This window comes from Ruegeria sp. K3 (assembly GCF_056531845.1).
Map to the genome: position 1 here is coordinate 1 of NZ_JBQFMM010000011.1, position 14,062 is coordinate 14,062.

At 53.0% G+C, this 14,062-nt stretch carries 9 protein-coding genes; all 9 read right to left on the bottom strand.

Features of this window, described 5'->3' with window-relative positions:
• Positions 1-443: 443 nt before the first annotated feature.
• On the bottom strand, positions 444-1,991 hold the full coding sequence (locus tag ACR0MP_RS17715) for a S8 family serine peptidase (protein WP_480887524.1): 1,548 nt from the start codon (positions 1,989-1,991) through the stop codon (positions 444-446).
• Between the two features lie 21 nt (positions 1,992-2,012).
• Positions 2,013-3,164 carry a phosphatase PAP2 family protein gene (locus ACR0MP_RS17720; protein ID WP_170408598.1) on the bottom strand — a complete coding sequence of 384 codons (1,152 nt, stop codon included), beginning with the start codon at positions 3,162-3,164 and terminating at the stop codon, positions 2,013-2,015.
• Positions 3,165-3,190: 26 nt separating this feature from the next.
• Complete coding sequence (locus tag ACR0MP_RS17725) at positions 3,191-5,377, bottom strand: adenylate/guanylate cyclase domain-containing protein (RefSeq protein WP_480887521.1); 2,187 nt, start codon at positions 5,375-5,377, stop codon at positions 3,191-3,193.
• A gap of 2,201 nt (positions 5,378-7,578) precedes the next feature.
• On the bottom strand, positions 7,579-8,568 hold the full coding sequence (gene iolG / locus ACR0MP_RS17730; protein ID WP_480887519.1) for an inositol 2-dehydrogenase: 990 nt from the start codon (positions 8,566-8,568) through the stop codon (positions 7,579-7,581).
• 1 nt (position 8,569) lies between these two features.
• A complete protein-coding gene (locus ACR0MP_RS17735) occupies positions 8,570-9,400 on the bottom strand; it encodes a class II fructose-bisphosphate aldolase (RefSeq protein WP_170408596.1) in 831 nt (276 codons plus the stop codon).
• On the bottom strand, positions 9,397-10,254 hold the full coding sequence (locus ACR0MP_RS17740) for a 5-deoxy-glucuronate isomerase (RefSeq protein ID WP_170408595.1): 858 nt from the start codon (positions 10,252-10,254) through the stop codon (positions 9,397-9,399). Before ACR0MP_RS17740 ends, ACR0MP_RS17735 begins: the two co-directional genes overlap by 4 nt.
• A gap of 12 nt (positions 10,255-10,266) precedes the next feature.
• Entirely contained in the window at positions 10,267-11,244 is a 978-nt protein-coding gene (iolC, locus tag ACR0MP_RS17745) for a 5-dehydro-2-deoxygluconokinase (RefSeq protein ID WP_170514224.1), read from the bottom strand.
• Positions 11,241-12,080, bottom strand: a complete 840-nt coding sequence (locus ACR0MP_RS17750) for a phytanoyl-CoA dioxygenase family protein (protein ID WP_480887517.1) — start codon at positions 12,078-12,080, stop codon at positions 11,241-11,243. Before ACR0MP_RS17750 ends, iolC begins: the two co-directional genes overlap by 4 nt.
• Positions 12,080-13,948 (bottom strand): 3D-(3,5/4)-trihydroxycyclohexane-1,2-dione acylhydrolase (decyclizing), encoded by a 1,869-nt coding sequence (gene iolD / locus ACR0MP_RS17755; RefSeq protein WP_480887515.1) that lies wholly within the window; start codon positions 13,946-13,948, stop codon positions 12,080-12,082. The genes ACR0MP_RS17750 and iolD overlap by 1 nt, the downstream gene beginning before the upstream one ends.
• Between the last annotated feature and the right edge of the window lie 114 nt (positions 13,949-14,062).

Genomic DNA, 14,062 nt, shown 5'->3' on the forward strand with positions numbered 1-14,062 from the left:
TCGTCAGGCTCATAACCTGAAGGTCGCAGGTTCAAATCCTGCTCCCGCAACCAACTTTAGAAAATCCCAGAGCAGCCCGCGCAGACTACAATTGATCACCCCGATCAATTGCTTAACGATCAAGCACTTTATAGCGCCACGCCCTTAAATCGACGCGTGAGGAAGAATGGGAGAATAGGGATGACCCTGAATCTATCGCTCTACGTGCTTCTGATCCCAACCCATTAATGGCGCGATATTGGTATTCTTCACCAAGCGTTCCGATCGCTTAAGGCCAATGCCGAGTTCAAACGCAGTCTGTTGGCGTGAAAGCCCTATGATCAGCTTGATCCGTCTCGCAGCAGAGACGAATCAATCCGTGCGCTTCATTCCCATATTCAATCTCCTTTGCGGCAAAATGCCTTGAAAGGAGCGGTATCAACCAATCACACGTCCTAGTTTGTTCAAACCTGTAAAAGTAGTTTTGCGACGTCCAATAGTCCTGCCTGCCCAAAAAGCTCATCAGTGCTCGGTGTAGTATATGAGTTCATGGCATCTGGCTGCAAAGATGACCCTGCATCTAACCAATACCAGTGGTCTAGATTTAGTTTATTGGTATCAGCCGAAAAACCTTCGAAAATGTTCTTGACGTCAACACCTGACACCTTTGAAGTCGACTTGCGCTGCATCATCGCGATTGCTCCGGCGACCAAGGCAGCAGCACCCGATGTGCCCCCAAATTCAGCATATAATCCCGAAGGATCGTCGCGCGCACTTTCTCGTTTCTTCACGGGGCCAGCGAATGTTCCTTCCACGTAGCCCCGCGGTCCTGGAACATCCAAGGAAAGCAACCGTTGTGAGGCAAATAAAATTTCAGGGATATCATCATAAGGTGGTTCGCGCTTTTTGTGCACGTTCTCTACCCAGAAGTCGCCTGCTGAAGCAGCGCGACGGTCCAATCGGATTTGGTATCGGTTATATACTTCTCCGTCATCTGAAGGTGCGACTACGGTCAGATCACCCGAGTAGTTGGAATAACCCGATCGGTAGCCGTTGTAATTGACGGCGCCTACTGAAATGACACCGTTTGCGGGATTGGATGACAAACTAGCCGGGTAAATCAGTTCACTCCTGCCCTCATTACCTGCGGCGCATACAACAGGCGTCTGCTTGCTTACCCATTCTATGACTTTCTCAAGTAGAGCCCAGGATTTTTGGATATCCAATATATCTTCATGAACTTCTCCCGCCTTGCTTTTGTGAAGGCGGGTCTCTTCATCATCGTCAAAAGAGGTTGGATAGCCGGGCCAATACGAAGGGTCAGCGGCATCGCGCGGAAATAGAATGACATCCACACCTTTCGCTTCTGCATAAAGAAAGGCCGCTATCAGTTCTTCAGGGCTAGGAGATATTGAAGTTGTGATAGGAACTACTTTGCTTAGCGGGTCTACGCCAAAGTAAGGGGCAATATTACCCGCATTGCCGAACTGATCCAATTCATAACTGGTACCGCTCGTCAGGCCGGCACATCCAGTCCCGTGAGCGGCATACCGATCATCATAGGCATCGACGTAACGCTTGACGCCAAAACCGTTACTAATTCTGTTAATTATCTCGGTTTCTTCGGGGTCGAGACCAGGTATGACCAAAGCGCTGATTCCGGTCAAATGTTGTTCTGGCAGCTCGCGGTGTCTGTTTGCTGCAGGATATGCCGATAACTCCTCGTACTTTGCTCCATACGGGTGGCTCGCTAGATCAATTGCATCATTCCAAATAACTTGATCTGGAGGGGGAAGGGGGGCCTCTGGCGCTTCTAAGTTTGGATGATGCCGGGCCACCCCCATATCAATGAGGCCAATTTTTACATCCCGTCCTGCAAAATCCCATTCGACACCAGTTATCGTCGGGCAAACCTCACCAGATGAGGTGCCAGTTGGTACGGAAATCGCATTGATCGCCACCAGATGCCAAAGATAGTAGTAACGTTTATATAACTCATCGCCAACAGGCATTGGCTCACCTCCCCTTTGTAGCTATCCCAGCCATTCGTCTTGGGCTTCATCCATCAGTTCATCGAGAGCTTCTGTTAGATAAACCACTGTTTTCTTTGCGAGACTTCGTCCTGCAGCTGTATCACTTGGGTAGTGTAGACCTGCCCATTCTCGGTTCTCGGCAATACGCTGGGCGCGATGGAAAAGCGCTATCGTTCCCGGATGCTCTGGAACCAGCCGAGAGAACAGCTCTGCAATCGCGAATGATTGATAAGAATGGTTGGATGGATATGCAGCGTGATATGGTACGGGGATGTAAGGACGGATAAGCGGCTGCACGATGTTTGGTCGAGGTCGGCTGAACCTATTCTTGTAAGTAAGGCCGATCTCGTTGGTGATTTCCAGCAGGATGACCATCAAGGCCTTCGTCGCATCAAATCCGCCCTGCTCGTCAATCCCTAAAGGGGTCAGGTAATCGTCAATTCCGAACTGCGCTTGTGCAACAATTTCGTCGCGACGGCGCACTTGATCTGGCTGTTTCAGTTGCTCCTGAAGCTCCAGCAGATGAGTGGTTTCGTTCAGGCTTTCATCGGGTCCTGGAGGTGGTAGAAGATCAATATTCTCCCAGATTTTCCCGAGAATACTTGTATCAATAGGAATGCCAATTTTACAGAGATCACGCATTTCGCGCCAACCAAATGAGGCATCGCTCCCACCGAAATCGAACTCAGTGCGGTTTCTGTTTCTATTTCGATTCCTATTTCTGTTTCTATTTCGATTCCTGTTTCTATTGCGGTTTCTATTTCTGTTGCGGTTCAGGGCAAAGGATGAAGACTGACCCATCGCAATTACAGCGGCTCCGAGTGCAGACCGGCTTCCAATTTCTGTGGCAACCGAATTAGCTACTTGTTCGTTCCGCTGAAGACGATCTACCAGAGTCATCTCATCAAAAAACAAATTCAATTTTTCAAGTGTTGGATCATCAATTATGTCGTCCTTGATCTCACGAATCGCATTGATGTACGCCCAGAATGTTTGCTGCTGTTCGTCATAGATTAGCGATACAAGTTCATCCCTATTTCGCTCAGGATTGTTCGCTGCGCCCAAGTTCGCCAGCTTTAAAACTTTACACGAAATCAATTCCCCACGCCGAACGAGCATACCGAAGTTGTTGAGAAAACTAACGTAATTCAATGAATCCCCCTCCCTTGATCGAAATACTAAATTTGTTTTGGCAGCCCGATACGGCTCAGACCATCCTCCATAAGTTTTGCGCTGAAGCGGGTTGGAACCGGAAACCAGTCTTCTCGAATACTTGTGAGAGACATGTCTGGCTCCAATTCGACAAGTCGATGTAACGCTTTCTCACCTTTGGTGTGATCGCCCAAGTGACCGTAAGATGCCGCCAGATAGCGCATAACTGCTTTAAACTGTGGTTGTACCGCCATCACGTTTTCGCCAAATTTGACGGCCTGTTCGAAGTCGCCATTTACCAACGATGCTACGCAGCTTGCGCCGTCGAATAGATGACGATAAGGGCTGTGCCGTCCGATAACCCTAGCTTTGTTCGCCGCCTCCACTGCAAGCCTCGGACGATCGGTATAGCAGTAGAGCATCGCAGCAGAATCCCAACACATTGCACGATATGGGCTCAGCTCCAGGGCTCTGTCAGAAAGGTCCTGAGCAATCGAAAACTCGCGGAACACGTAGGAATAGACGTGAGCGACAAGCCCTAAAACGGTCCCGTTATCTGCGTCAGCTTCGACTGCTCGCCTCGCTAGCTCTCGTGCTCTTTCTTCAAGCTCAATGTCCCACGTTCCGTAACGTTCGCCGATTTGGAACGTCGTAAAATATGCTAGCCAGGCCAAGTAAACAGGTTTGGGGTCGATTTCGTAGGCCGCCAATATGTCTGCCTGCAAATGGTCCAAACCGGGTCCAGACATTGTTAGCAAGTGATGGACTGCTGAGATCGCCGTCTTTGCAGCATGATGGGCAGCGGGGTCTCGCATATGACGCCCATTCACCAATGCCGTGAGGAGCGCATCGGTAGCGTAGCTTACAAAAGCTGCAACGCTGGAGGTTGAGAGCCCAAGAAAGTCGCCCTGATCAGCCACCACATTCTGATTCCAAATAACTTTCCGGTCCTCGGGGCGCATTGCAGTGACAGAAACTTGAAGCATGCTTTCGCAGGCTGACGCTCTGCACTGAAGAAACAAGTCGGGACCAACACCGTGGCTGGGGCTGGAGTTGTATGGCCCGGGCACGTTCGGGGTGCGATAGTCCTGAACAATCAGGGCCTCGGTTTCCGAAAGAGATTTTGATAGCTGCTCTGCGACGATATTTGCTACGAAAGAGGCTTTTTCCGATCCCGCTCCCACATCTGAGGCTAGAAGGCCAATTACGAAATTTGTTCTCGTAGTTTCTACCCATGACGCATTAGGCGTTGGCTGAGTTGTGAGATCGGTTTTGCTTACTAGATTAGCACCATCTTGGTTGATGCATCGAACCGCAGACCGTTGATGCTGGAGCCAATCCATGAAAGCAGCATTGCGGCAATTGAAACCCTCCAACAGCCTATTATTCGATAGTTCTGCTGCTGGCTCCGTTACGTCTATTTCCAATTCTTGTTGATTGAGGCAAATGAGATCTTTGTCGCGAACTACACTGATTAGGGTTGCCAAACCCGTGTGTTCATTGGTGGCGTCAACGAGCCGCTCCAATAAATCAGACCTTTCAGAAGTAGACTGGTCCTCCCAAATAATTTCGCCAGCCCGATGCGCTGAAAAAACACCTTGAGAGCAAGCTAAGAGCGAGAGAAGCATTGTCTGCTCGTTGCTTAGGTCCAGCAAAGTGTTTTGGGAGCCCCAATACTTCGGATACCCAATCAATTCGAGACGGGCCTTTGTCAGCGACCCTTGGTCCGAAACTCTGATCACCTTGAATAACTCGAGAGAGTTTCCCAGATTTTTTAGTGTTGGGTAGCCGATGGAGACAAACCGAAAGTCGTTTCCACCCCGAAGCGAATTTCGGACCGCACTGGAGACCAGGACATCACCGGCCGATCCAGCACTTTCGATACGGGCCGCGGTGTTTACGGTATTCCCTATGATTTGGCGGTCTATTTCAAATGTATCACCAACATGTACACCGATCCTGAATCCGCGATCATAGTTTCCGACTTGTTCGGAAAGAGTTTCCTGTACCCTCAACGAGGCTTCTACCGCGACTGAAACACTTCTAAATGTCGCGCAAAAACCATCACCAGCAATACCCGTGACTTCACCTCCAAGTGCGACCACTACTTCACTGGCTAAATTCAGATCCGCGCGAATAGTGGATAGGGTTCGCATTTCAGTTTCGCGAACCGCTAACGAGTACCCACATGCATCAATGAACACGATGGCCATTAGGCGGGCTTCGGGTGTTTTAGTCTTGGAAAACTTTGTCTGGTCTACCCCATATCTTGACCTCAAAGTAAATATATTAAACGTTTCTAATGCCTAAAATTCGACACCCTGATCGATTGTTTTAATAAAAATAACCCCACAGTTAGGGTCAGTAGTACACTAATCTCAGTAACTCGTCGACATTAAACGCGCTCGACATTTGCAATTGCGAACGCAGGTATTTGTTAAGTGCCAGATATAAATAAATAAATTTAGTGGTGGGTGATATGAACTGATACTTTCCGGTCATTGGTAGATGTTAAAGAGGGAAAGCTTCCGCATTACTTCATAAGTGCTTGATTCCGGTGAATAAGAAAGAAACGCACCGTCGCAGCGCGAGATAAGGATGCACATTAAGAGGTCAAAGAGCGAATGCCACTTGAATATCGACAAAAGGCGTTTCTTGACATCTTGTCATTGGCTTCAATTATTGCATCAACACGTACCAAGACTTCAAGCGCTGCTAATTCATCTTTCTCTATGACAACACAACGGAAAAACCCAAGGGTCGTGTTACAATTGAATTAGTTCTTTGGATTTCTACCAATTGAAGCATTGTACTTTATTTCGTCAAAATGGATGCTTATCAGTTGAAGTATATTGAACTAACCTAGAACTCCCCCGTTTTTGTTTAGAACAAATTTTGCTCCCAAGGTTTGATGACTTGACCCGTTCTCTGGAACGAAGGATGCGCGATGGGCACAGATGGGGAAGCAAGATGCATTCCAGTTTAAAGTGTCAGTTCAGTAGCTCGGGAAGTGCCCATCCAGTGTTGGCCGTGCTGTTCGGTTGAAGCTTGATGAGGCTATCCCTCATCCAATGAGAGGTATCGTAGTTTCTGCTGAGAAGGACACCAAGCAGCGATGGTCCGCTTATCGAGCCTTCTTCATAGGTGGAGAGAGTGACGTCACAGTGTTATCTTTCGAATTCAAACTCTCATCACTGAGCACCTTCGAAGTGCAGGGTTCTCAGTGGTCCCGAGAATCTTTCCGAAACATCTTGTTTCCAATTCACGAACTAAGAGTTTCGAATTTAGCCGTGGACACATTTTTGCCATAATGCCATCCTGCCACAGTGGGCGGCATGTATTTATTTTTAGCACTTTCTAGTTTTTCCAACTGGATTTGAGGGGGTTACCTAGTTCGATATGCCGCCCCACGAGCAGTCTTCTGATCGTCCAATGAATGAAGCGCATTTTCGGTGGCGTTGATACAATGCGCGTTCAAACCTTTTGTATCGCGCATCTGGGTGTAGTTATGGTGTACCTCGACAGCGCCATTAGATTCTATGGGCGCAGTTTCAGGTATCTTTCCATTGATCGTTGCGCGCCGAATGATGTGCAATCGGCGATGCAGAGGTGCAACAGGTCAAGATAGAAATGCCATCAGAACGACCCCAACTAACGTCCTGAGAGCGGTATCTGAGCAAGTAAGCGCTGCCTAGATAGCAAGTTTCCGCAATGTAAACATAAGCTCACTTTTCGCCTTTCAAGACTTGCTCTATGCCGGGTGCAGCATTCCGGTGGGGGCCGATATGAAACTCAGTGCGTTGGAAATCCTTTGCGTCATTTTGGCAAGTGTTGTGGCAGTGGCTGGTTTTGCCGGAGCCGTGAATGCGCTTGTTTCAGCGATCTAATGTAGCACCGCAAAGTTGTAGGGCCTTTAAGCGCATGTTGTCGCGCTCGTGACAACTGTTCTCTCGGGGTGTCGGTGGTTTTGTAGTAAGACATTGAAACTAAAAAATTAAAGAAACACCATGCACTTCTTTTTCGTTCATCGTTGACGCCGTCGTCACCCAAAGTGAACAGGTCTAAGGCCCGAAAACAAGCCCGCTTCGTCCAAATCTCGCGGTGGCGGTATTAGATTGAAAGCGTCGCCTCACATTCCACCTAGCAGAGGGGTTGGCGAGGGGGTCGAGCCAACCCCTCTGAAGGGGATACACGGATCAGTGAAAGTGGTCCGTTGAACTCAGGTTATGCGATGCTTGTAGGCCCGTATATTGGGGGTTCCCCGTAGTTGGGAAAATTAATCTTTCAGACACATTCCGGACATCTCGCCCAGATACCAAAACGATACGGCGCGCCTAGAAGATGTCTGATGATTTCTTGAGGGGGTACGAGTTTGGCGCGTCGTACCTTGAACCTCGATGATTTCCCAAAAACCTCAATCGAGGTTGATAACGGTGCCCTGCTTCAAGGACGCATCCGCCGCATCGGCCAGCAACTGAGCCCGCAGCCCATCGATGATACCTGGTGCAAGTTGTCCTGATCCGGACACAGCGTCAGTGAAATGGGCCATCTCGGCTTCATAGGCGCCTTCGTAGCGTTCAAGAAAGAAATGCCGGGCGGGGGCTTTGCGGAAACCCGACGGAGTCGCGACCTCAACCGCATTCTCCAACATGTTTTCGGCCCGCAACATGCCCTTCTCGCCATGCACCTCGATGCGCTGATCATAGCCATAGCTGGCGCGGCGCGAGTTGGAGATCTGGCAAATCTTACCACTGGCTGTCGTCAGGGTTACGGCTGCGGTGTCGACGTCTCCGGCTTTGCCGATCTCGGGATCGACGAGCGATGATCCAACAGCGTAAACGCTGATAGGTTCTTCGCCCAGCAAGAAACGTGCCATATCCAAGTCATGGATCATCATATCGCGGAACAACCCACCCGAGCTTTCGATATAGCTGATCGGTGGCGGCGAGGGGTCGCGGGACAGAATGGTGACAATTTCGACCGCGCCGATCTCACCTTCGGCGATGCGGGATTGAATATTGGCAAAGCTCGGATCAAAGCGGCGGTTGAAGGCCGTCATGAAGGGCACGCCGGTGGCTTCGACCACCTTGATGCAGTCGCGGATGCGGTCAGCGGACATGTCCACCGGCTTTTCGCAGAAGATCGCTTTGCCGGCATTCGCCGCTTTATGGATCAGATCGTAATGGGTGTCGGTCGGAGTACCGATGACGACAGCATCGACATCTTTGCTTTCGATCAGTTCGTCCGCCGACAGGATCTGTGCGCCAGTTTTGTCGGCCAGCATCTGAGCCGGTTCTGTGAATGCGTCCGCCACTGCGCTCACCCGTGCGCCATCAATCTGCCCGATCGAGCGCGCATGAACCTGACCGATCCGCCCGCATCCCAATAGCCCGATATTCAGCATGTCATGCCCCTTTGAACGCTTTCAGTACTCGGCGCGTCGCCTCGACCACCGGTTCATGTGTATCTTTCAGTATTTGAACGCGGTCGAACCTGTCCGGATCGGCATTCACGGCCGTTCGCAGGGCATTCCCAAAGGCCATTCGCAGCTCGGTCCCGATGTTAAATTTGCAGATTTTCGATCCGCGCGCCAGCGCAGCACGTTGCGCAACCGGCACGCCCGAGCCGCCATGGATTACCAGAGGTATATCGGTCACGGCTTCGATGGCGCGGATACGGGCCTCGTCCAGACCGCCCTCTTTGTTCTGTTGCAAATGGACGTTGCCGACCGAGATCGCCATTGCATCCACGCCGGTCTCTCGGGCGAATTGCGCGGCTTCCTCCGGGTCGGTTCCGTCCGAACCTTCACCGCCCGAATAGCCGACAAAACCGATTTCCCCCTCGCAGGAGACACCAGCGGCATGGGCCATCTCGGCAATTGCAGCGGTCTCGGCGATATTCTGTTCCAAAGGCTTGCGCGATCCGTCAAACATGACCGAGGTGAAGCCGCTGTCGATGGCGATGTGGCATTCGTCATGGGTGTAGCCATGGTCCAGATGGGCCACGACAGGCACACTGGCCCCTTCGGCCAGATGGCGGAACATCTTGCCCAGAACCGGCAGCGGCGTGTGTTCGCGGCATGATGGGCCGGCTTGCAGGATGATCGGTACGCCTTCGGCTTCGGCAGCGGCCACGTAGGCACGCATATCCTCCCAGCCCAGCGTCACCAACCCGGCCACGGCATAGCCGTCGCGCAGCGCGGGTTGCAGCACGTCCGATAATGTCACAAGGCTCATTTGAACTTGGCCACCATGTCCATAATGCCCGGGATCGTATGCAGCTGGGCTGCATGGGTCGGTTGGAAATACTGCTTCAGCGAGCGCTGACTGAGCCCGCCGAGGATGGTGAAATAGTACATTTCATACCCCGGCAAAACTGCGCAGGGGTGATAGCCCTTGTCCAGCAGGATCGTCGAGCCATCCATGATGTGATAGGCATCACCCGGCTTGTTGTCTTCGCGCTGCAGCATCTGGACGCCAGAACCATAGTTGGGCCGGAAGCGGAAATTATAGGTTTCGTCATGGCGGGTTTCGATCATTTCGCCATCGTCGCTTTTGCGGTCGGTGTCATGTTTGTGGCTGGGAAAGCCGGACCAGCCGCCCTGACCCACGGTATAAAGTTCAGACACCAGCAAGCGGCCGACCTTGTCGTGATGGTTCGCGCCCAGAATGTGTTTGATTTTTCGATGGGTTTTGGTGTCGTCCGATCCATACTGCACCAGATCCAGTTCGGGTACGCGGACATCAAAGGGTTCAAGCACACGGTCGAATTTTGCGCCCGCGATGAAGGTTTCGGTTTCATCCGTCATGCAGGTTATTCGAACCTTGGCGCCGACGGGAACGTATACGCCCTCGGGCTCGCCATCCCAGACGTCGATGGCGCGGTTGCCAAGGTTGGTATAGATCGCGCCGTCCACATCGACATCCACGGTACCGGTGGCGGGCACGATGCAGGTCTCATAGCCCGGTACGGCATATTCGAACACCTCGCCCTTTTTCAGTTTGACGATGTTGAAATAGTTTAGCGGCACCAGATCATGGTCGGCATCGACGATAGGTTTGTTCTGGTTGTCATGGGGCGCAATATGCATCTGCGTCTCCTTTCAGGTATCCGTGGAGCCCGGGTGTTGGGCCAGAAATTCGTCAAGTTCGGGCGTCGTCGGCATGGCCCCGGCGCAGCCGGGTTTCGACACGACGATCGACGCGCAGGCCGAACCGCGCAGCACCGCATCGCGCAGGTCATGCCCCGCAGCGATCGAGGCCAGCAGTCCGGCCAGGAAGCTGTCGCCTGCGCCGTTGGGCTTCACGGCGGTAACCGGGTAGATGCCGGTGCGGACCTCTTGCCCGTCTGCCAGCGTAATGGCCCCCTCATGGCCCATCTTGTAGATCACCATCTTGCCGTTGGCCGCCAATTCGCGGGCCTTGTCTAAACCTTTTTCGATGCCGCCCGCCATAAAGCCGAACTCTTCATCATTGCCTACGATCAGATCGCTTTCATTCCCTGCGCGGGTCAGAACCTCTGAGGCGACTTCGGGTGATGGCCAACTATAGGGGCGGTAATCGATGTCGAAGATCACCGGCAGACCTGAGGCGCGCGCATTTTCAAATGCGCGGAAGGTGGCCGAGCGTGAGGGTTCCGCAGCAAACACCGTGCCCGCCGTGATCAGGGCTGAGAAGGCGCTGTAGTCGACCTCATCCATATCCGCCTCGGTTACCTGGAAATCAGCGGCGCCGTTGCGGTAGATGACATTCTGAAAGTCTTCAATGCAACTTTCGTAGACAGCCAAGGACGTACGCGCCTCGCCACCCACAGCTCGGACATATCTCGTTTCAACGCCATAGTCCCGCAGCCGGTTCACACAGAACCGCCCCACGGCATCATCCGAGACCGAGGTGACCAGCGCCGCTTGCGATCCCAGCTTCACCAGTCCGGCGCAGATATTGGCGCTTGATCCGCCCAGATCGGCGCGAAACAACTGTGCGTCTTCGCTTTTGGTTCCGACCGGATCCGCAAACATGTCCATTCCGGCCCTGCCGAACACGGCAAAGCGGTTACCTTTTATACCTTCAATCAGAGTCACGTGCGCCCCTCGGTATTGCCTGCCCGCGCGGTATCCAGCACCTCGGGGTAGGGATAATTCAGGCCCAGCAACTGCCGCAGATCGGGACTTACCTGAGCAAGGAAATCCTGCGGTAGCGCAGCGGGCATATCTTCCATCGGTTTAACCCATTTGGGCAGATACTGGATCAGGATCGCGCTGCGGTCGTGATCCGCTTTGTTCGGCATCGCGCAATGCCACGTTACGCCATAGAACAGAGCAACATCACCAGGCTCACCGGTCATCTGCTCGCATTTGTCATAGAACTTGTCTTCGGGCGTGGGATAACGCAGCTCTTTCTGCGATCCGGGTACATAGCCGGTCGCGCCGCTTTCCTTGGTGAACGGGTCCAGCAAAACCGAGACCTGTGCATTCATCGGAAATGATCCATTCAGACCGACGGGATGCGTTTCGGGGCTGTGAAAGTCCCAATAGGGATAGTCGACATGCGGCTCCTGCCCCGGCCCGCCCGGCAGGATGCGATTAGCAGCGATCGAGCCCATGATGAACTCGGTCCCCAGAAACTTGCGGAGGATCTTCATCAGAACCGGATGCGCAGCCATGCGTGAAAACACGTCGCCCTTAGCCAACAGATTCCAGACCCGCCGCTGCAGGTTCAGTTTGCCATCCTCTTCCGCAGCGCCTTGGAAATGGGTCACTTTCTCGGCCGCTGTTTCGGATTCGGCCATGACGATGGCACGTGCCTCGGCGATCTCTTCAGGGGTGAAAAGGCCCGAGATTGCGACGACTCCATCACCGTTCAGCAATTCATCCACAATGACGTCTGGGTCAGCCGTTTCTGCCTTGAACCGTTTCATCAGATGCCCTTGCGTTGTTTTTCGCGGGTCGATTCCCATTCGACATGAGCATCACGAACCCTCTCGTCAGCCGAAGTGTGGGGTGTTCCAACCTCCCACCATGCATGGCCTTCAGTGGTCCAGCCTTCATAGGCGCCCACGTCCATCACAATCACATAAGTCTTGTCGCTGGCCTTGGCGCGCTTGAACGCTTCGGCCAGTTCTGCCGGGTTCGCGACCTTTTCGCTGGTGGCCCCCATCGAGGCCGCGTGGGCCGCGAAATCAACGCCAAAGGCTTCGGGGATGGTGGGGCAGTCTTCCAGCAGGTTGTTGAAGCTTTCGTTGCCTGTGTTGTTCTGCAGCTTGTTGATGACTGCAAAACCGCCATTGTCCAGCACCAGAACAATCATCTTTTTGCGGCTCAGAACCGAGGAATAGATGTCCGAGTTCAGCATCAGATATGAGCCATCACCGCAAAACGTAATCGTGTCCTTATCCGGCTCACGCTCAGATTGGGCAATGCGCGCCCCCCAAGCGCCTGCGATCTCATAGCCCATGCAGGAGAATCCGAACTCAACATCAACGGTGCCAATATCCAGCGTGCGCCAGTTGGCGGTGACTTCAGCGGGCAGACCTCCGGCAGCGGCGACCACGCGGTCACGCGAGTCACAGAGTTCGTTCACAACGCCGATGGCCTGAGCATAGGAATTTGGACGGTTCCCGTAAGACACATTCTCAGCCACGTAAGCATCCCAATTGCGGCGCTCGTCTTGCGCAAGTGAAACCCAATCGGATGCAGCCGTGTAGTCAATTGCCTGTGTTAGAGCCTGAATTGAAAGCTTGGCATCCCCAACAACTGGTAAGGACATGTGCTTACCCGCATCATGCCGCGCAGCATTGATCGAGATGAACTGAGCGTCTTTGGCAAAGGCGGTCCACGATCCGGTGGTAAAATCCTGCAGCCGCGTGCCAACAGCGATGATCACATCGGCTTGCTCCGCAATTGCGTTGGCACTGTCCGATCCAGTGACGCCGATCGGGCCAATGTTCAGCGGGTGGGTCGCCAGCATATTGGCGCGGCCCGCGATGGTTTCGACGACCGGGATCTGAAGCTTTTCGGCGAATTCGGTCAGCTCGGTCACGGCTTTGGAATACTGCACGCCCCCACCCGCGATGATCATCGGGCGTTTCGCGCTTGCCAACGCGGTAGCGGCATCGGCGATTTCATCCGCATCGGGAGATTGGCGACGAATGCGATGCACTTTTTTCTCAAAGAACTTCACCGGGTAATCATAGGTCCAACCCTGCACATCCTGTGGCAACCCGAGGAACGCCGGCCCGCAATCGCCCGGGTCCAGCATTGTCGCTATAGCGGCGGGCAGAGATTGAATGACCTGTGCCGGATGCGTGATGCGATCCCAATAGCGGCTGACCGGTTTGAAGGCGTCATTCACACCAAACGTCGGGTCATAGTAGTTCTCCATCTGCTGCAGAACCGGATCCGGTAAGCGGGTGATGAACGTGTCCCCGCACAACATCAGCATTGGCAGCCGGTTCGCATGGGCCAGTCCAGCAGCAGTCAACAGATTCGCAGTGCCGGGGCCTGCGCTAGCGGTGCAGAACATGAATCGCTGACGCAGCCACTGCTTGGCATAGCCTGCGGCGGCGAATCCCATGCTCTGTTCATTCTGTCCGCGATACAACGGCAGCTCATCCCGGACAGTATTCAGTGCCTCGCCCAGGCAGGTCACATTGCCATGACCAAAAATCCCGAAGCCCCCGCCACATAGGCGATATTCCTGACCATCGATCTCGATGAACTGGTTCGACAGCCAGCGAATGATCGCCTGCGCCGTTGTCAGGTAAACAGTGTCGTGTTGCGCGGACATGTCTGCGGGCTCCTTTAGGAAAATTATGATGCAGTGCCGAATGCAGCTTGCGAGAGTCCTATTCTCACGATACAAGTTTTGCAACCGGTTGCAAATGGTTTTCAAGAAAAAGCG